14 protein-coding genes are annotated in these 19326 nt (G+C 73.4%); 9 read left to right on the forward strand and 5 right to left on the reverse strand.

Going from position 1 to position 19326, the window contains the following annotated elements:
• Positions 1-7: 7 nt before the first annotated feature.
• Together ACZ4U1_RS26210 and rpmB are read right to left on the reverse strand one after the other, a co-directional pair.
• Positions 8-3025, reverse strand: a complete 3018-nt coding sequence (locus tag ACZ4U1_RS26210) for an AfsR/SARP family transcriptional regulator (RefSeq protein WP_467906453.1) — start codon at positions 3023-3025, stop codon at positions 8-10.
• Positions 3026-3144: 119 nt separating this feature from the next.
• A complete protein-coding gene (gene rpmB / locus ACZ4U1_RS26215) occupies positions 3145-3330 on the reverse strand; it encodes a 50S ribosomal protein L28 (RefSeq protein ID WP_003993230.1) in 186 nt (61 codons plus the stop codon).
• Positions 3331-3588: 258 nt separating this feature from the next.
• Between rpmB and ACZ4U1_RS26220 the strand changes: the two genes are divergently transcribed.
• The gene (locus ACZ4U1_RS26220) at positions 3589-5331 is read left to right on the forward strand and encodes a DAK2 domain-containing protein (RefSeq protein WP_467906454.1); all 1743 of its coding nucleotides are present in this window, start codon (positions 3589-3591) and stop codon (positions 5329-5331) included.
• A 252-nt stretch (positions 5332-5583) separates the two neighbouring features.
• Here the strand turns inward: ACZ4U1_RS26220 and ACZ4U1_RS26225 are convergent, their stop codons facing one another.
• Together ACZ4U1_RS26225 and ACZ4U1_RS26230 are read right to left on the reverse strand one after the other, a co-directional pair.
• Complete coding sequence (locus ACZ4U1_RS26225; RefSeq protein ID WP_467906456.1) at positions 5584-8526, reverse strand: tetratricopeptide repeat protein; 2943 nt, start codon at positions 8524-8526, stop codon at positions 5584-5586.
• Positions 8523-10364, reverse strand: a complete 1842-nt coding sequence (locus ACZ4U1_RS26230; protein ID WP_467906458.1) for an HSP90 family protein — start codon at positions 10362-10364, stop codon at positions 8523-8525. Before ACZ4U1_RS26230 ends, ACZ4U1_RS26225 begins: the two co-directional genes overlap by 4 nt.
• 197 nt (positions 10365-10561) lie before the next feature.
• On the opposite strand from ACZ4U1_RS26230, the gene ACZ4U1_RS26235 reads away from it, so the two are divergent.
• From ACZ4U1_RS26235 to mutM, 8 genes are all read left to right on the forward strand, one after another.
• Positions 10562-13699, forward strand: a complete 3138-nt coding sequence (locus tag ACZ4U1_RS26235) for a helicase-related protein (RefSeq protein ID WP_467906678.1) — start codon at positions 10562-10564, stop codon at positions 13697-13699.
• Positions 13700-13778: 79 nt separating this feature from the next.
• The gene (gene rsmD, locus ACZ4U1_RS26240) at positions 13779-14366 is read left to right on the forward strand and encodes a 16S rRNA (guanine(966)-N(2))-methyltransferase RsmD (RefSeq protein WP_467906459.1); all 588 of its coding nucleotides are present in this window, start codon (positions 13779-13781) and stop codon (positions 14364-14366) included.
• Between the two features lie 26 nt (positions 14367-14392).
• Positions 14393-14872, forward strand: coding sequence for a pantetheine-phosphate adenylyltransferase (coaD, locus tag ACZ4U1_RS26245; RefSeq protein WP_467906680.1), 480 nt, complete (start codon positions 14393-14395; stop codon positions 14870-14872).
• 57 nt (positions 14873-14929) lie between these two features.
• Entirely contained in the window at positions 14930-16027 is a 1098-nt protein-coding gene (locus tag ACZ4U1_RS26250) for an ATP synthase F0 subunit B (protein WP_467906461.1), read from the forward strand.
• Positions 16028-16159: 132 nt separating this feature from the next.
• Positions 16160-16804, forward strand: coding sequence for a YceD family protein (locus tag ACZ4U1_RS26255; protein ID WP_467906463.1), 645 nt, complete (start codon positions 16160-16162; stop codon positions 16802-16804).
• A 2-nt stretch (positions 16805-16806) separates the two neighbouring features.
• Positions 16807-16980, forward strand: coding sequence for a 50S ribosomal protein L32 (gene rpmF / locus ACZ4U1_RS26260; RefSeq protein ID WP_003951102.1), 174 nt, complete (start codon positions 16807-16809; stop codon positions 16978-16980).
• 19 nt (positions 16981-16999) lie between these two features.
• Positions 17000-17821, forward strand: a complete 822-nt coding sequence (gene rnc / locus ACZ4U1_RS26265; protein ID WP_467906465.1) for a ribonuclease III — start codon at positions 17000-17002, stop codon at positions 17819-17821.
• A 157-nt stretch (positions 17822-17978) separates the two neighbouring features.
• Positions 17979-18839 (forward strand): bifunctional DNA-formamidopyrimidine glycosylase/DNA-(apurinic or apyrimidinic site) lyase, encoded by an 861-nt coding sequence (mutM, locus tag ACZ4U1_RS26270; RefSeq protein ID WP_467906467.1) that lies wholly within the window; start codon positions 17979-17981, stop codon positions 18837-18839.
• Here the strand turns inward: mutM and ACZ4U1_RS26275 are convergent.
• Entirely contained in the window at positions 18812-19207 is a 396-nt protein-coding gene (locus ACZ4U1_RS26275; RefSeq protein ID WP_467906469.1) for a winged helix-turn-helix transcriptional regulator, read from the reverse strand. The genes mutM and ACZ4U1_RS26275 overlap by 28 nt on opposite strands.
• Positions 19208-19326: the final 119 nt, after the last annotated feature.

Below are 19326 nucleotides of genomic sequence, written 5' to 3' on the forward strand. Positions count from 1 at the left end.
CGTCCGCCTACCGTTCGCTGACCGCCGCTGACCGCAGCCCCTGGCCTCTCCCGTAGGCCGTGGCGTACGCCTCGGGGGACAGGCCCGCGCGCGTGTGTTCCGTCGTCCGCGCGACGTCCGGGTCCCCGCGCAGGGGCGCACCGCGCAGGGCCGCGGCGGCGCCGAGGAGTTCGGCCGCCCGCTCCGGCCGCGGGGCGGCGGCCGCGAGGGCGTACGCGACATCGGCGAGCAGGAGCGGGTCGGGCGGGTCCAGGGCCTGCGCGCGGGCCTGGGCGAGCCAGTCCCGGGCGGTGTCCGGGTCACCCTCGGCGAGGGACGCGCGCCCCAGACCGATGAGGATCCGTGCCGTCTCCCCGACGCTGAACCAGGTGGCCGCGCAGGCCTCCAGGGCGTTCTCGTAGTGCACGCGTGCGCGTGCCGTGTCTCCGGCCAGCCGGGCCACGTCCCCCAGGCCGCGCAGCGCCCCGGCCACCTTGTCCGTGGCCCCGGCGGTACGGGCCAGCTCGCCGGAGCGCGTGAAGTGCGCGGCCGCCTCCTCCGGCGCCCCCTGGGCCAGCAGCACCATCGCCCGCGTACGCAGCAGGTCGGCGGTCTCCTCCGGCGCGTCCAGCTCGCGGACGTGCACCAGGCCCTCGTCCAGCAGGGCCAGCGCCCGCGCGTACTCGCCCCGGCCGTACGCGAACCCGCCCAGCGGATCGAGGCAGTTGGCCATGCCCCAGCGGTCGCCCGTCCCCCGGAAACCCTTCCACGCGCGTGTGAAGCCCGCTTCCGCGGCCGCCGCGCGCCCCGCGAGCAGCTCCTGGTAGGCGAGGCCCAGATCCAGCAGGGCCCGGCCCCACGGCTCCCGGTCCAGCTGCACGCGCACGCGTGCGTCCACGCTCAGCCGGGGACCGCCCGTGAGGGACCACAGGATCACCGTGAACGGCAGCCGCAGCGGACGGTCCAAGGAGGCCATGAGGGCACCCGCGCGCGCGATCAGCCCGGCGTCCTCCGGGTCGTCGCCCCGCCCGGAGACGGCGTTCATCACGCACAGCGCGTACTCCTCGGCCAGTCCGGGAGGCGGCTTCGCCCCGGCCGCGGCGAGCAGTGCCCGGGCGCCGGACACACGGTCGCCGTGCAGGCCGCGCAGCCGCCGGAACCAGGTCAGCGCGGTCGTCAGCCGCAACGCGTCCCCGGGCGCGGTCTCCGTCAGATACCGCAGGGCAGCGTCCAGGTTCTCCTGCTCGGCCGCCAGCCGCTCCAGCCAGGGCAGCTGGTCGCCCCCGCGCAACAGCGGCTCCGCCTCCTCGGCGAGCCGCAGGAAGTACGCGGCGTGGGCGGCCCGCAGCTCCCGGGGGCCGGTGAGGGCCTCGGCGGCGAAGGCACGGATCGTCTCCAGCATCCGGTAGCGCCCGTCGGACACCTCCAGGAAGGACTTCTCCACCAGGGACGCCAGCGGGTCCTCCGGGTACGGCACCCCGCACACGGCCGCCACGGCGTCCAGGGTGACCCCGCCCGCGAAGACGGTCAGCCTGCTCGCCAGGTCCCGTTCCTCCGCGTCCAGCAGCTCCCAGCTCCACTCCACCACCGCGCGCAGCGTGCGATGCCGGGGCGCCTTGGCACGGTCCCCGCGCGCGAGCAGCCGGAACCGGTCGTGCAGCCGGTCCGCCAGCTCGTCCACGGAGAGCGTGCGCAGCCGGGCCGCCGCCAGCTCGATCGCCAGCGGCAGCCCGTCCAGCGCGCGGCAGATCTCCGGCACGCGCGCGTGGCCGTCGAAATCGGGCCGCACCGCCCGCGCCCGGTCCAGCAGCAGCCGCACGGCGGGCTCCTCGGGCAGCGGCGGTACCGGCACCAGCACCTCGCCCGTGATGCCCAGCGACTCCCGGCTGGTCGCCAGCACCCGGACCCCGGGGCAGGCGCCCAGGAGCAGCGCGGCCGTGCGCGCGGCGGCCTCGACCAGGTGCTCGCAGTTGTCCAGCACCAGCAGCACCTCACGGTCCGCCAGCACCTCCAGCAGCCGGTCCAGGGCGTCCGTGGCCGGACTGCGGAACCCGTCCCGCACCCCGAGCGCCGCCAGCACCGCGTACGGGATCCGTCCACCATCGGCGACCGGCGCCAGCTCGACCAGACAGACGTCCGGGGCGGCACCCGGGCGGGTGCGGGCTGCTTCCAGGGCGAGGCGGGTCTTGCCGACGCCGCCGGGGCCGGTCAGTGTCACCAGGCGGGAGCCGGACAGGGCGCGGGCGATGCGGGTCAGTTCGGCCTCGCGGCCCACGAACCGGGTGAGCTGGGCCGGGAGCCGGGGCCGGGCCGGCGGCTCGGTGCCGTCCCGGAGCAACCGGAGGTGGAGCGCGGACAGCTCCGGCGAGGGGTCCGCGCCCAGCTCGTCGGCGAGGGTGCGCCGCGCGTCGTCGAACACCGCGAGCGCCTCGGCGGGCCGTCCGGCCGCGTGCAGGGCCCGCATCAGCTGCCCGTACAGCCGTTCGTCCAGCGGATGCCCCTGGAGCAGCGCCCGCAGCTCGGGCACCAGCTCCGGCCCGCCTCCGGACCCCAGTTCGGCCTCGATCCGGTCCTGTACGACGGCCGGCCGCAGCTCCTCCAGCCGGACCCGGTCGGCGTGCGCGTCCGGCAGGTCGGGCAGCGCCGGCCCCCGCCACAGCGCGAGGGCGTCGCGCAGGAGGGCCGCCGCCCGCGGGTGGTCGCCGGCGGCGAGCGCCGTACGGCCCTCGGCGGCCAGCCGGGCGAAACGGTGGGCGTCGACCGCCTCCGGGGCGACGGCGAGGGCGTATCCGGCGGGGACGGCGTCGATGCCGGCGTGCGGCGCGAGCCGCCGGCGCAGGCGGGAGATCTGCGACTGGAGCGCGCTCACGGCCCCGGCGGGCGGCTCCGCGCCGTACAGGCCGTCCAGGAGGCGCTCCACGGAGACCGGGCGGCCGGCATCGAGCAGCAGCAGCGTGAGCAGGGCCCGGGGCCGGGGGCCGCCGGGGTCGAGCGGGGTGCCGTCATCGGTGTGGATCTCGACCGGGCCCAGGATGCCGAAGCGCATTCCGTGGATTCTGGCAGGCCACAGCCGGTCGTGGGTACGGCAAAAAGCCGGCCCACCCGGAGGTGGACCGGCTCAGTGCAGCGAACCAGCAGACAGTGGCCGCGCGCTCAGCTGAAGCGTCAGCGCGAGACCTTGCCGGCCTTGATGCACGAGGTGCAAGCGTTCACGCGCTTCGGCGTCCCGCCGACCACGGTACGCACACGCTGGATGTTCGGGTTCCAGCGACGGGACGTACGGCGGTGCGAGTGCGAGATGTTGTTGCCGAAGCCCGGCCCCTTGCCGCAGACGTCGCAGTTGGCAGCCACGGGTCACTCCAAAGACTTCAGATGCACTTACGGTTAATCCCGGCATGCCGGGATCGAGATCCTAAGACCTGAGATCTTGAGTGGCGTTGCCAGGGGAACGGCCCGATCGGATCGGGCAACCGGAGCAGCATACAACGACTGCGTCCGTGCAACGAAACTACCATGGCAGCTCAGGGCCCCGCCCCCGGCCCTCTTCCGGAGTGCACCGGTCCGGGGTCTACGCTGCGTCCCACGTACGGCCGGCTCAGGGAGGCGCAGGTGGCGCAGGTGCCGCAGACATTCTTCGATGCTCTCGCGGTGCGCACCTGGTGCGGTCTGGCGCTCCGGGCACTGGGCCGGGCCCGCGAGGAGATCGACGCGATCAACGTCTATCCGGTGGCCGACGGCGACACCGGGACCAACCTCTATCTGACCGTGGAGTCGGCGGCGACGGCCGTGGAGGCGGTGTTCGACGGGTACGGCACCGGTGCCGGGGAGCCCGCCCTGGCCGACGCCGTGCGGGCCATGGCCCACGGGGCGCTCATCGGGGCCCGGGGCAACTCCGGGACGATCCTCGCGCAACTGCTGCGCGGCATGGCCCAGGTGCTCGCGGACGCCGGTGACTCCCCGCACACCGACGGCTCGGCGCTGCGGCTGGCCCTGCGCCGGGCCGCGGACTCCGCCCGGCAGGCCGTGGCCCACCCCGTCGAGGGCACGGTTCTGACGGTCGCCTCGGCCGCCGCCGACGCCGCCGAGGGAGCCGAAGGGGACTGCGGGACGGTCGCCCGGGCCGCCTACGAGGGCGCGCGGGCGGCCCTGGCCGCGACCCCGGGCCAGCTGGCCGTGCTGGAGCGGGCCGGCGTGGTCGACGCGGGCGGACGGGGACTGGTGACGGTGCTGGGGGCGCTGGTGGAGGCGTTCACGGGGGAGGCGGTACGCGAGGTGCCGCGGTCCCCGGCTGCCGTTCCCGTCGAGACGGTTGACCCGTACGGCCCGCACGGCCCGCACGCGCGCGTGGAGGCGCCCGACGCGCACGCGCGCGTAAGGACGGGCATAGAGACGGCCGTGGAGACGGCACCGGAGTGCCCGTCCGACGCCGGCGGCCCCGCGTTCGAGGTGATCTACCTCCTGGAGGCCGACGACGCGGCCGTGGCCCGGCTGCGGGCGCGGCTCGACGCCCTCGGGGACTCCCTGGTCGTCGTCGGCGGCGACGGGCTGTGGAACGTCCATGTGCACGTGGACGACGCGGGCGCCGCCGTGGAGGCCGGTGTGGAGGCCGGGCGGCCGTACCGGATCCGGATCACCCACTTCGGGCTCGGTGACGTGCACACCGGGCGCGAGCGCCCGCCGCGCGAGCGTGCCCAGCGCGCGGTCGTCGCCGTCGTACCGGGCGAGGGGCTGGCCGGGCTGTACACCGAGGCGGGCGCGACCACCGTCCTCGCGCGCCCCGGGGAGCCGCCCGCCAGCGGGGAGCTGGTGCAGGCGGTACGGCGGGCCCACGCGCGCGAGGTCGTGCTGCTGCCCAACGACGCCGAGCTGCGCCACACGGCCGCCGCCGCGGCCGAGCAGGCCCGCACCGAGGGCATCCGCGTCGCCCTGATCCCGACCCGCTCGGCGGTCCAGGGCATCGCCGCACTCGCGGTGCACGAGCCGGAGCGCCGGTTCGACGAGGACGTGGTCCAGATGACCTCGGCGGCGGGCGCCACCCGCTACGCGGAGGTCGTCGTCGCCGAGCACGAGTCCTGGACGACGGCCGGCATCTGCCAGGCCGGGGACGTGCTCGGCCTGATCGACGGCGATGTGGCGGTGATCGGCGCGGACGTCACCACCACCGCCCGGACCGTCCTGGACCGCATGCTCCAGGCCGGCGGCGAGCTGGTCACCCTCGTCGTCGGCGACGAGGCGCCCGAGACCGTCGCCGCGCACCTGGAGACACACGTACGGGAGTCCTACCTGGCGGTGGACACGGTCGCCTACCGCGGCGGGAGGCAGGGCGCGCTCCTGCTCATCGGCGTGGAGTGACGCGACCGCCGCTCAGTCCCGTTCCGCCTCCGCGCCTTCGCGGGCCGCCTCCAGCATCTGCGTGGCTTCGTCCCGGCGGGCCCGGACGGTTTCGTCGGCGTCGTCCGCGCTTTCGTAGGCCGTGAGTACCGCGTGCGCGCGTGCGGCTGCCTCTGCGGGGCGGCCGAGGTCGGCTTCCAGCCAGCCCGCGCCCAGTTCGGCCCCGGTACGGCTGTGCAGCCCGGCGACGCCGAGCCCGGCGAAGACCGCCGCTCAGTCCCGTTCCGCCTCCGCGCCTTCGCGGGCCGCCTCCAGCATCTGCGTGGCTTCGTCCCGGCGGGCCCGGACGGTTTCGTCGGCGTCGTCCGCGCTTTCGTAGGCCGTGAGTACCGCGTGCGCGCGTGCGGCTGCCTCTGCGGGGCGGCCGAGGTCGGCTTCCAGCCAGCCCGCGCCCAGTTCGGCCCCGGTACGGCTGTGCAGCCCGGCGACGCCGAGCCCGGCGAAGACCGCCACGGCCCGGGTCATCTGCTCCAGCGCCGCCTCGAACGCGGCCCGGATCGCCGGGTCCTCGGCCTCCTCGGACGCCGAGCGGGCCAGCAGCTCCGCGAACTGCCGGTGGGTGCCGCCGAGTTCCACGGCCAGCTCCTCCCGGTCCGCCCCCTCCGCCGCCGTCAGCGCCGTCTCGCACTCCCGTATCGCCTCGGCCATCAGCGCCCGGGCGTCCGCCGCACCGGACTCCCCGCCCAGCGCCAGCCAGGCGCGGGCGCGCAGCGAGCGGACCAGGAACGGGGCGTTGCCGAGCGCGCGCCACAGCTCGCCCGCGCGCGCGTAGGCCCGGTCCGCCTCCGCCGCCAGCCCCGCGGCGCCCAGCGACTCGGCGGCGAGGTGGGCGAGCGTGGCGTGGTCCTGCTGCTCGGGCCAGTGCCGGGCCAGGTCGGCGGCCTTGAGCCGCTCCTCGGCGGCGGCCCGGTGCTCGCCCAGCTCGCCCAGGCAGTCCCCGAGCCACCAGCGCGCCTGCACGACCACCGCGTCCCCGTGCGTCTCGGCGCTCAGGTCGGCCAGCGCGGACTCCAGCACCTCGGCGGCCTCCGCGTACCGGCCCCGGCGCAGCAGGAAGCCGCCCAGCTGCTGCCGCGCCCAGGCGCCCAGGGTGCCGCTCTCGCCGGCCTCGTCGGCCCAGTGCGCGGCCTGGAGCGCGTGCTCGGCCGCCTCGCCGGGCGCGTCCCGGCCCCCGAGCACCTCGGCGAGCTGGAGGTGCAGCTGGGCCCGCCCGACCGGCTCCACGTACGGGCCGCCGTGCTCCAGGGCCGCCCGCAGCGCCCGCTCGGCCCCGGCCAGGTCACCGGCCTGGTGGGCCAGGGCGGCGACCTGCACCTCGTACTCCACCGCGAACCACGGCAACCCGGCGGCCACGTACGCGTCGGCGGACCTCCCGAACAGCTCCGCCGCCCGCTCCGCGTCCCCGGTGAGCCCGGCCAGCTCGGCGAGCATCGCCCGGGCCTCGGCGGCCCGAGCCGCCAGCCGTACGTCGTCCCCGCCGCGCCCCTCGACGAGCGCCAGCACCTCCCGCACGGCCGCCTCGGCCTCCGCGACGGCCCGCCCGGCATGCTGACCGCTGCCCGCGGCCGCCTCGTGCACCCGCCGCATCAGGACGCGCGCCCGGCTCATCACCACCGACGCGGTCTGCCGCACCCCGGTGCCCTCGTCGGCGTACAGCGCGAGCACCTCGTCGTACAGCTCCGTGACCGTGGCGAGGGCCGCGTCCACCTCGCCCGCCAGCGCACGGATGTACGTCGCACGCGCGCGTGCGGCCAGCGCCTCGCCGGGGTCGCCGGCCTCCGCGTACAGCGCCGCCGCTCGCTCGAACAGGGGGATGCCCTCGGGGCCGCGGGCCATCGCCTCGTGGTCGGCGATCTCCGCGCGGTCGCGCGGCTCCAGGCCGGCGCCGTCCCCGGCGGCCCGCGCGACCGCCGCCCACGCCTCCAGGGCGTGCGGCCGCAGGGTCTGCGACCGTCGTCGCGCCTCGGCGAGGAGGGCGGGCAGCTCGGGTTCGCCGGGGACGCCCGCCGCCGGGGGCGCGACCATCGGCGCCGGCGCCGGACGTACCGTACGCACACCCAGCGGCAGCCGCTCCGCCAGCGGGCGCTGGGCCATCCGCGCCCGGATCCGGTCGCCCACCGCGGAGGTGCCGTTGCGGCGGTCGAACCGCTCGGCGAGGTCCGTCGCCTCCGCGCGCGCGTGCACGGCGAGTTCCCGCGCCGTCCAGGTCCGCCCGGCCGGCCCCGGCACCCGCTGCGCGCCCAGGCCCAGCTCGGTCAGCCGGTCCATGAGCAGCGTCACCACGGCCATGAAGTCCAGCCGGCTGCGCGGATGCCCGGTGTCCGTGAAGTACGCCGGCCGCTCGGCCAGCAGCTCCAGACCGCGCGCCTCGTTCCCGGTCAGCGCGCAGAACTCCACGTGGTCGGCGTACGCGCCCCGCATGCTCTCCATGGGCCGCACCAGCCGAAAACCACGCAGGTGGTGGGCCCGGGCCTCCTCCAGGCGGCCGAGGCGCAGCAGCGGGGCCAGCGAGGAGGCGAGCACCGTGTGCGGCTCGTGCGCGCAGGCGAACTCGCCCTCCAGCACCGGCCGCCACAGCTCCAGCGCCTCCGCGTCCCGCCCGCACCGCACCTGCCAGGTGCCCTGCCCGTGCAGCTCGCAGGCGTGGCAGTCGGCCATCGCGTCCCGGTCGGCGGCCAGCCACGCGGCGTACGCCCGCTCCGCGCGCGCGAGGTCCCCGATGTGCGCGGCCACGCTGAACTCGGCACTGCGCACGGCCCGTTCCGAGTGCCCGGCGAGCCGGTAGCGGTGCTCCATCTCGCCGAGCCACTTCTCGATCGAGGCCAGCGGGATGTGCGGCTGGTCCAGCATGCCCGCCGACATCCACTTGAAGACCCAGTGCAGCGAGTGCGTCTCGTACTCGTCGAAGTCCTCGGGCCGTTCGTCCCACATGCGCAGCAGCCGCGCGAACGGGACGAACATCTTGTCCTTCTCGGAGCTGTAGTTGTAGACCTTCAGCTGGTGCCCGAGCGCCTCGATCACGGCCAGCGGGATGTTCAGCTTCTCGGCCTCGGCGAGCAGGTGCTCCGCGCGCGCGTTGCGGGCCGGGCCCTCCGGTTCCTCGGAGTTCTCCGCAAGCGCCCGGCGCAGCGCGTCGAAATCGGTGATCTCGCTCATCGTCCGTCCCCCTCCCCGTGGGTCGCCCATTCGAGCAGCCCGATGAACGCCCGGTTGAGCAGCGCCGAGTCGGCCGGGCGCAGCGGGCGCTGCGCCATCAGCAGGGCCTGCCCGTACAGCGACTCGGTCGCGGTACCGATCAGCTCCGGGTCCCGGAGCGAACCGATCCGCCGGACCAGCGGGTTGAGGTGGTTGAGCACCAGACGCGCGCGCGGGGCGCTGCCGCGCAGCGAGCCCAGGATGCCCGCCCACAGGTCGTCGGCCTGCTCCTCCGCCGCCGCCCGGGCCTGCTCGTGCCGGGCGGCCCGGTCGTCCAGGTGCAGCGCGGGCACGGACAGCGGGTGGAAGGCCCGCAGGACGACGTCACAGCCCAGCGGGTCGAGCCGGTCCCGAGCGGCGGCCAGGAAACCGGACAGCGCCAGCTCCTCGCCCGGGTCGACCGCGTCCAGGTGCGCGGTCACGGTGTCCGCGTCCAGCTCGGCGACCACCGTGCCCGGCCGCACCCGCCCCAGCGCCTCGACCAGCTCGCTGTCGTAGGTGTAGCCGCCGTTGACCACGCCGACGCCCTGCGCCGAGGCGATCGGCGCGACCTGCCGGTACTCCTCGACCGTCCGCGTGAAGTGCACCACCGGGTGCCGCCGCGCGAACTCCTCCAGGGACAGCTGCCCGTCGGTCGTCTCGAACGGCAGCCACGGCAGCATCGTGCGCAGCATCTCCGGATCGTGCCGGGCCAGGGACTTCACACCCAGGTGGTGCACGGCGAGGAAGGCCGACAGGCGCTCCGGGTCACCGGCCGCGAGCCCGGTCAGCCAGGACCGGATCCTTCCGCCGAGGGCGTCCCGTACGGCGGCGAGGGTCTCGTCCTCGTACAGCGACTCGCGCGAGGCGGTGGGCCGCAGGCTGTCGGTGTCCAGGACGCAGCGCACGAAGAACGCCCAGTCCGGCAGCAGCTGTTCGGCCCGCTCGGTGAGCAGCATGCCCTTCAGGTGCACGCGGTGGGTCGCCCGCTGGGCGGGGCTGACCGCCGACGGCAGCACGTACGCCACCCCGCGGACCCCCGCCAGCGGCACGTTCAGGTCGATCGAGTCCAGCGGGGTGAAACCGAACAGCTCCTGGCAGTGCCGGGCCAGCGCCACCCGCCGGACGGCGGGACTCGGATAGGCGCGGTCCCAGGGCGCGGGCAGATCGGTGACCGGCTCGCCGCCGACCCGGACGTCGTACGGCAGCAGGGAGCCGAAGTCCCGGGCCAGGGCGCGGACCCGCTCCGGCGCCAGCCACTCGGCCGCACCGGCCCGCGCCGTCAGGTACACGGTCGTACCCGGCTCGGGCCGCTCGGCGTCGGGCAGCGTGCGCACGGTGTACGAGCCGTCGTCACGTGCCGTCCACTCCACCGGCGGGGCCTCGGGCGTACGGGCGCTGCGGCTGACCACCCGGATCCGCTCGGCGACCACGAAGCAGGCCAACAGCCCGATGCCGAACTGGCCCAGGAAGTCCGCCCGGGCCTCCTGCAGGCCCTCGGCCCGCTTGGAGCTGCGGCCGATGGTCGCCAGCAGGCTGTGCACGTCCGGCTCGGTGAGCCCGACGCCGGTGTCCTCCATCCGCAGGGCGCCGTCCGCCGCGTACAGCCGGATCCGCGCCGGGGCGTCCGGCTCAACGGCCCGCCGGGCGGTGACGGCGTCCACGGCGTTCTGCAGCAGCTCGCGCAGGTAGACCTGGGGACTGGAGTAGAGGTGATGGGAGAGCAGGTCCACCAGACCACGCAGGTCGACCTGGAAACTGTGAGGTGGATGAGGTGACTGGGATGCCTGGGATGCCTGAGAGGTCTGGGAGGAGTCCATCGTCACTGCGCCGGAGGGGGAGTGCGTGCGGCGCGGGGTCGGGCGGTCCCGGCGGGCGGTGACCGCGAAGGATGGCCGGAGCGCGCCATCCTAGGCCCGGAACAGCCCACCTGACCAGGAGTTTCCCTGATGTTTACAGCGCCTCGGGCGGAACCCGCGGGGCAGCGTCTGCGGCATTGTCAGTGCCATGGTGTGCAATTGATTCCGTGCCCGCACTGCAAGAACCGCTCAAGAAAGTGCTCGGCCCCGCCACCGCGAAGGTGATGGCCGAGCACCTCGGCCTGCACACCGTCGGCGACCTGCTGCACCACTACCCGCGCAGATACGAGGAGCGCGGCCAGCTCACCCACCTCGCCGACCTCCCGATGGACGAGCACGTCACGGTGGTCGCCCAGGTCGCCGACGCCCGCCTGCACACCTTCGCCTCGGCCAGGGCCCCGCGCGGCAAGGGCCAGCGCCTGGAGGTCACGATCACCGACGGCAGCGGCCGGCTCCAGCTGGTCTTCTTCGGCAACGGCGTCCACAAACCCCACAAGGAGCTGCTGCCGGGCACCCGCGCGATGTTCGCCGGCAAGGTCTCCGTCTTCAACCGCCGCCTCCAACTCGCCCACCCGGCCTACGAGCTGTTGCGAGGCGACGGCGAGGAGGCGGTCGAGACCTGGGCCGGCGCGCTGATCCCCATCTACCCGGCCACCGCCAAGCTGGAGTCCTGGAAGATCGGCAAGGCGGTGCAGACGGTCCTCCCGAGCGCCCGGGAAGCCCTCGACCCGCTGCCCGCCACCCTCCGCGAGGGCCGTGGCCTGCTGCCGCTCCCCGAGGCCCTGCTCAAGATCCACCGCCCGCACACCAAGGCCGACATCGCCGACGCCCGCGCCCGCCTGAAGTGGGACGAGGCCTTCGTCCTCCAGGTCGCCCTGGCCCGCCGCCGGCACGCCGACACCCAGATGCCCGCCGTCCCGCGCGTCCCCAAGCCGGACGGCATCCTCGCCGCCTTCGACGACCGCCTCCCCTTCACCCTCACCGAGGGCCAGCAGAAGGTCTCCCAGGAGATCTTCACCGACCTGGCCACCGCCCACCCGATGCACCGCCTGCTGCAAGGGGAGGTCGGCTCGGGGAAGGCCCAGCCCCTGGACTCGCTCGTTCTGACACCCGCGGGGTTCAGGCGGATGGGCGATGTGCGGGTGGGGGACGAGGTCGTCGTGCCCGATGGTGACATCGCCGTGGTCGACGGGGTCTTCCCTCAAGGCGAGCGCGATGTGTGGCGCGTCGTGCTCTCCGACGGAAGCTCCGTGGAGTGCGACGACGAGCACCTGTGGATCGTCGGCACGAGCCGCGGATGGCAGCGCGGTCAGTCGCCCGAGGTGATGACCACGCGGGAAATCCGGCACGATCTGCTCGCGGCCGACGGTTCGTCGAAGTGGTACATCCCGGCCGCGACCCCGGTGGACCTCGGCGGGGACTTCGGACTCCCCCTGGACCCCTATCAGTTCGGCCTCCTCCTCGCAGACGGCTCGTTCCGCCGCACCCTGCGTCTGTCCACCGTCGACAGCGAGATCCATGACGCCGGCCCAGTGATCCAGACCCTGCGTGACCTCGGCCTCTGGGGACTGACGTCGCACGAGAAGTTCATCCCCGCCGATTTCAAGAACACGTCGATCAAGAACCGTCTCGCGCTCCTGCAGGGGCTCCTGGACACGGGTGGCACGGTTCAGCGCGACGGCACGAGCATCTCCCTGTGCTCGGCCTCGCGCAGGCTCGCGGAGGACGTCGCGTGGCTCGTGCGGTCGCTGGGCGGCCGGGCGCGAGTGCGGCGGAAGGGGGCCGCCTTCGACGTCTCCGTCGCCTTGCCCGGCGAATTCGCTCCCTTCAGGCTCCCCCGCAAGGCGGACCGCCTACGACCACGTCCGAAGGACCACACCTTCCGGCGCGGGATCCGGGCCGTCGAACACGTGGGGCGGAAGCCGGTGCAGTGCATCAGCGTCGCCCACCCGAGCCACGCTTACGTCACCGACAACTTCACCGTGACCCACAACACCATGGTCGCCCTGCGCGCCATGCTCGCCGTGGTCGACGCGGGCGGGCAGGCGGCCATGCTCGCGCCCACCGAGGTCCTCGCCCAGCAGCACCACCGGTCGGTCACCGAGATGATGGGGGAGCTGGCCGAGGGGGGCATGCTGGGCGGCGCCGAGCACGCCACCAAGGTCGTCCTGCTCACCGGCTCCATGGGCGCGGCGGCCCGCCGTCAGGCCCTGCTCGACCTGGCCACCGGCGAGGCGGGCATCGTCATCGGCACCCACGCCCTGATCGAGGACAAGGTCCAGTTCCACGACCTGGGCCTGGTCGTGGTGGACGAACAGCACCGCTTCGGTGTGGAGCAGCGCGACGCCCTGCGCGGCAAGGCGCACTCCCAGGGGGAGAGGCGGTCCCCGCACCTCCTCGTCATGACGGCCACCCCCATCCCGCGCACGGTCGCCATGACGGTCTTCGGTGACCTGGAGACCTCGGTCCTCGACCAGCTCCCGGCCGGCCGCTCCCCGATCGCCAGCCATGTCGTCCCGGCCGCCGACAAACCCCACTTCCTGGCCCGCGCCTGGGAACGCGTCCGCGAGGAGGTCGAGGCCGGCCACCAGGCGTACGTCGTCTGCCCCCGCATCGGGGACGAGGAGGACGACCCGAAGAAGGCCGGCAAGAAGAAGTCCCCCGAGGACGAGGCGGAGAAGCGCCCCCCGCTGGCCGTGCTCGACGTCGCCGACCAGCTCGGCCGAGGCCCCCTGAAGGGCCTCGAGGTGGAGGTGCTGCACGGCCGTATGCACCCCGACGACAAGGACGCCGTGATGCGCCGCTTCGCCGCCGGCGAGACGGACGTCCTGGTCGCCACCACCGTCATCGAGGTCGGCGTCAACGTCCCCAACGCCACGGCCATGGTCATCATGGACGCCGACCGCTTCGGCGTCTCCCAGCTCCACCAGCTGCGCGGCCGGGTCGGCCGTGGCTCCGCCCCCGGCCTGTGCCTCCTGGTCACCGAGATGCCCGAGGCCAGCCCCGCCCGCCAGCGCCTGGCCGCCGTCGCCTCCACGCTCGACGGCTTCGAGTTGTCCCGCATCGACCTCGAACAGCGCCGCGAGGGCGACGTCCTCGGCCAGGCCCAGTCCGGCGCCCGCTCCAGCCTGCGGGTGCTGGCCGTCATCGAGGACGAGGAGGTCATCGCGGAGGCGAGAGAGGAAGCGGCCGCGGTGGTGGCGGCCGACCCCGAGCTGACCGGCCTCCCGGCTCTGCGGACGGCTCTGGACGCCCTGTTGGACGACGAGAGGGAGCAGTACTTGGAAAAGGGATGAGGTGTCCACCCGAGGGCGCGAAGAAATGCGCGACCAGCCACAATGAACCCGTAAAGCCGCCCACTCAGAAGGACCCCACATGACCCGCGTGATCGCCGGCCGGGCCGGCGGACGGCGCCTGGCAGTACCCCCCGGCACCGGCACCCGCCCCACCTCGGACCGCGCACGCGAGGGCCTCTTCTCCACCTGGCAGTCCCTCCTGGGCGGCCCCCTGGACGGCGAACGGGTCCTCGACCTCTACGCCGGCTCGGGCGCCGTGGGCCTGGAAGCCCTGTCCCGGGGCGCGAGCCACACGCTCCTGGTCGAAGCCGACGCCCGCGCGGCCAGAGTCGTCCGGGAGAACGTGAGAAACCTGGGCCTCCCCGGCGCCGAGGTCAGAGCGGGCAAAGCGGAACAGATCATCCGGACCGCACCCCCCACCGAGCCCTACGACCTCGTCTTCCTCGACCCTCCGTACGCCGTCACAGATCACGATCTTCGCGAGATTCTGCTCACACTCCACTCGGAAGGCTGGCTCGCTGAGCAAGCGCTCGTCACCGTGGAGCGCAGCACCAGAGGCGGCGAATTCCACTGGCCGGACGGCTTCGAGGCGCTCCGGTCCCGTCGCTACGGCGAGGGAACGTTTTGGTACGGTCGCGCCGCCTCTACGTGCGAAGACGCACGATGACCGGACCGGAGAGCGAGGGATCACAAGTGCGCCGCGCCGTATGTCCCGGGTCGTTCGACCCGATCACCAACGGACACCTCGACATCATCGCCCGAGCCTCCCGTCTCTACGACGAGGTCTACGTCGCGGTGATGATCAACAAGTCCAAGAAGGGGCTGTTCGAGATCGAGGAGCGGATCGAGCTGATCCGCCAGGTCACCGCCGAGTACGCCAACGTCCGGGTGGAGGCGTTCCACGGCCTCCTGGTGGACTACTGCAAGCAGCGCGACATCCCCGCCATCGTCAAGGGCCTGCGCGCCGTCAGCGACTTCGACTACGAACTCCAGATGGCCCAGATGAACAACGGCCTCACCGGCGTGGAGACGCTGTTCGTGCCCACCAACCCCACCTACAGCTTCCTGTCCTCCTCCCTCGTCAAGGAGGTCGCGGCCTGGGGCGGCGACGTCTCCCACCTGGTGCCGGCCCAGGTCCTGGAGGCACTGAACAAGCGCCTGGCCAAGGGCTGATGGGGCTACAGTCGTCCCGTCCGTCTCCAACCCGGCTGTAGAGAGTGGCGAGCACAGGTGGACGTGCAGAAGAAGCTCGACGAGATCGTCTCCGCGGTCTCCAGCGCCCGGGGCATGCCCATGTCGGCCTCGTGCGTGATCAACCGCGCCGAGCTGCTCGCGATGCTCGAAGAGGTGCGCCAGGCGCTGCCCGGCTCCCTCGCCCAGGCGCAGGAGCTGATCGGCGACCGTGAGCAGATGGTCGAGCAGGCCCGGCTGGAGGCCGAGCGGATCATCGAGAACGCGCACGCCGAACGCGGCTCGCTGATCTCCGACACCGAGATCGCCCGCCGCTCCCAGGCCGAGGCCGACCGGATCCTCGCCGAGGCCCGCAAGGAGGCCGAGGAGATCCGCGCCGAGGCCGACGACTACGTCGACTCCAAGCTCGCCAACTTCGAGGTCGTCCTCACCAAGACCCTCGGCTCGGTCGGCCGGGGCCGCGAGAAGCTCCTCGGCACCGGGCCCGGCCTGGACGAGAACGGCTACGAGGACGAGGACGCCCCCGAGCGCAGCCAGGACCCGGAGACCCTGCGCCACAACGCCGACGCCTACGTGGACGCCAAGCTCGGCGCCTTCGAGGCGGTCCTCGCCAAGACCCTGGAGGCCGTCGGCCGGGGCCGGCAGAAGCTGCACGGCCGGATCGCCACCGACGACCTCGGCGCCCTCGCCGACGACACCACGACCTTCCAGCACTCCAGCGACGCCGACTACCTCGCCGACCTCGCGGCCCTCGCGGACAGCGACCGCGCGGACCGGCGCCGGCCCGAGCAGCAGGAGCAGGCCCAGCCGCCGCAGCCGTCGTACGAGCCGCAGCCGGCCTACGGGTACCAGCAGCAGGACCCGTACGCGGGCTTCCCGCAGCAGCCCGGCTACCCGCCGCAGCAGGACCCGTACGGCTACCAGCAGGCCGACCCCTACGCCTACCAGGGCTACGACGCCCAGCAGAGCGGCTACGACCCCCAGCAGCACCCTCAGCAGCCCCAGCACCAGCCGCAGCAGCACCAGTCGGAGCCCCAGGGGCAGCAGGGCTATGCTCTGGACGAGACCAGCCTCTTCGACACCAGCATGATCAGCGCGGAGCAGCTGAGGGCGTACGAGCAGGGCCGGGGTCTGTAGCCGCGCCCCGGATTGGGCGCAGAGCGAAAGGTCCAGTATCCTGGCTCTTCGGTCGCGCGTATGTCCGCGATCACCGCTGCCCCGGGACACCGAAGGGCGGCGTCCCTCCGAGTTCGTAGATCGAAAGCAGGAATGGCCTCCAACGCCCGCCTCGACCACCGCAACCCCCTCGTGTTCGACACGCACGAGCTGGGTCGGCGTCCTGGCGCGCTCCAGCGCCTGACCCGCACGATCGACGCTCCCGCCGATCTCGGCATCCAGGGGGTCATCGGAGTGCCGGAAGGCGCCCCGGTCGAACTCGAACTCCGGCTCGAGTCGGTCATGGAAGGGGTGCTCGTCACAGGCACCGCCCGTGCACAGGCCGAGGGGGAGTGCGTAAGGTGTCTGGAGCCGGTCGGGCTGGAGCTCGAAGCGGACTTCCAGGAACTGTTCTCGTACCCTGACGCCGACGACCGGGGCCGTGTGATCGCGGAACCGGGCGACGACGCCGAGGACGACGAGGACAGGTTCTTCCTCGAGGACGGACTCTTCGACCTCGAACCTCTGCTGCGCGATGCGGTGGTGCTCGCACTGCCGATGCAGCCGGTGTGCCAGGAAGACTGCCCGGGCCTGTGCTCCGAGTGCGGAGCGCGGCTCGCGGACGACCCGGACCACCACCATGACGCCGTCGACATCCGTTGGGCGGCTTTGCAGGGACTCGCCGGTTCGATGACGGACGGCGAGAAGGACGAGATGAGCGGCGCCGAAGCGGGCGTCGACGAGAAGCAGGAGAAGTAGCCGTGGCTGTTCCGAAGCGGAAGATGTCGCGCAGCAACACGCGCCACCGCCGGTCGCAGTGGAAGGCTGCGGTCCCCACCCTGGTTGCGTGCGAGCGCTGCCACGAGCCCAAGCAGCAGCACATCGCGTGCCCGTCGTGCGGCACCTACAACAAGCGCCAGGTCCTCGAAGTCTGAGTGGCTGGTGAGAGGCCCGATGACTGACGCGAAAGCAGCTAGTCCCCGCCAGCGCGGGGGTAGTCCGCAGGCCTCGTCCCACACGCTTCTGGAAGGGCGGCTCGGCTACCAGGTCGAGTCCGCCCTTCTGGTGCGAGCGCTGACCCACCGTTCCTACGCGTACGAGAACGGCGGTCTGCCGACGAACGAGCGGCTGGAGTTCCTTGGGGACTCCGTGCTCGGCCTCGTCGTCACGGACACGCTGTACCGCACCCACCCCGACCTGCCCGAAGGCCAGCTGGCCAAGCTGCGGGCCGCGGTGGTCAACTCGCGTGCGCTGGCGGAGGTCGGCCGAGGCCTCGACCTGGGCGCCTTCATCCGGCTCGGCCGGGGTGAAGAGGGCACGGGCGGCCGGGACAAGGCATCCATCCTCGCCGACACCCTGGAAGCGGTGATCGGCGCGGTCTATCTCGACCAGGGCCTCGACGCGGCCTCCGAACTGGTGCACCGCCTGTTCGACCCGCTGATCGAGAAGTCCTCCAACCTCGGTGCAGGCCTGGACTGGAAGACGTCCCTCCAGGAGCTGACCGCGATCGAGGGGCTCGGCGTGCCCGAGTACCTGGTCACGGAGACCGGTCCCGACCACGAGAAGACCTTCACTGCTGCCGCCCGCGTCGGAGGCGTCTCGTACGGCACCGGCACCGGCCGCAGCAAGAAGGAGGCGGAGCAGCAGGCCGCCGAGTCCGCCTGGCGTTCCATCCGCGCAGCCGCGGACGAGCGCGCCAAGGTGGCCAAGGAGCCTGTGAAGGAGACGGCCGACGAGGCCGTCAAGGGCGGCGACACGTCGTCCGCCACCGCCTGACCGAAAAGCAGCACCACCCGAGCGCCCGTCCCGCCCCCGGCGGAGGCGGGCGCTCGGCCCATCCACGGGTCCGTCCACGGGTCCCTCCACGGCCCGGGACACCCTGCCCCCAGCTCTTCCGCAGCAGCCGTCCTCCCCAGCCGCCCGAAGGAGTACCGTGCCCGAGTTGCCCGAGGTCGAGGTCGTACGGCGGGGCCTGGAGCGCTGGGTCGCCCACCGGACCGTCGCCGAGACCGAGGTGCTGCACCCGCGTGCCGTGCGCCGGCACATCGCCGGGCCCGACGACTTCGCGCACCGGCTCAAGGGCCACCACATCGGCACGCCCCGCCGGCGCGGCAAGTACCTGTGGCTGCCCCTGGAGGAGACGAACCAGTCCGTCCTCGCCCACCTCGGGATGAGCGGCCAGCTGCTGGTCCAGCCGCACGACGCGCCGGACGAGAAGCACCTGCGCATCCGTGTCCGGTTCGCCGACGGCCTCGGCACCGAACTCCGCTTCGTGGACCAGCGCACCTTCGGCGGACTGTCCCTGCACGACAACACCCCCGACGGCCTGCCCGACGTCATCGCGCACATCGCGCGCGACCCGCTGGACCCGCTCTTCGACGACGAGGTCTTCCACCGGGCGCTGCGCCGCAAGCGGACCACCATCAAGCGCGCCCTGCTGGACCAGTCGCTGATCAGCGGGGTCGGCAACATCTACGCGGACGAGGCCCTGTGGCGCGCCCGCGTCCACTACGAGCGCCCGACGGCGAACTTCACCCGCCCGGTCACGGCGGAACTCCTCGGTCACATCCGGGACGTGATGAACGAGGCCCTCGCCGTCGGCGGCACCAGCTTCGACAGCCTGTACGTCAACGTCAACGGCGAGTCAGGCTACTTCGACCGCTCCCTGGACGCGTACGGCCGCGAGGGCCTGCCCTGCAAGCGCTGCGGCACCCCCATGCGCCGCCGCCCCTGGATGAACCGGTCCAGCTACTTCTGCCCGAAGTGTCAGAGGGCGCCGCGCGTCTCGTCGTAACGCGCGCGGGCCGCGAGGACGTCGTCCATCGCGCCCTCCACACAGTGGATGAGCGCCAGCAGCCGCTCGGCGACCTGCCGGCCGAGGGGCGTCAGCTCGTAGTCCACGCGGGGCGGGTTCGTCGGCTGGGCCTCGCGGTGCACCAGGCCGTCGCGCTCCAGCGCGTGCAGCGTCTGGGACAGCATCTTCTCGCTCACCCCGTCCACGCGGCGGCGCAGCTCGTTGAAGCGCAGCGAACCCTCGTACAGCGCGCCGAGCGTCAGCCCGCCCCAGCGGCCCGTGACGTGCTCCAGCGTGGCGCGCGACGGGCAGGCCTTGGCGAAGACGTTGTACGCGAGGTCGTCGTGGTCCTGGGCGGTGGCGGTCATAGCGCAAGAGTACGCCCGCACAGCGCTCACTACCAGGTTGCACTAACCAGAAGTTAGTGCTTTCCTGTGGTTACCGCTTACGAGCTGCTCTCCAGTCGAGCTGCCGCTTTCCGCTGCCC

Source organism: Streptomyces sp. NPDC028928 (assembly GCF_055564915.1).

Coding starts and splice junctions, on each gene's coding strand:
- ACZ4U1_RS26210 (WP_467906453.1), bottom strand. CDS start 3,025: ATGCGCTTCGGCATCCTGGGCCCGGTCGAGATCCACACCGATGACGGC.
- ACZ4U1_RS26275 (WP_467906469.1), bottom strand. CDS start 19,207: ATGACCGCCACCGCCCAGGACCACGACGACCTCGCGTACAACGTCTTC.
- ACZ4U1_RS26230 (WP_467906458.1), bottom strand. CDS start 10,364: ATGGACTCCTCCCAGACCTCTCAGGCATCCCAGGCATCCCAGTCACCT.
- rnc (WP_467906465.1), top strand. CDS start 17,000: ATGACTGACGCGAAAGCAGCTAGTCCCCGCCAGCGCGGGGGTAGTCCG.
- ACZ4U1_RS26255 (WP_467906463.1), top strand. CDS start 16,160: ATGGCCTCCAACGCCCGCCTCGACCACCGCAACCCCCTCGTGTTCGAC.
- ACZ4U1_RS26225 (WP_467906456.1), bottom strand. CDS start 8,526: ATGAGCGAGATCACCGATTTCGACGCGCTGCGCCGGGCGCTTGCGGAG.
- rsmD (WP_467906459.1), top strand. CDS start 13,779: ATGACCCGCGTGATCGCCGGCCGGGCCGGCGGACGGCGCCTGGCAGTA.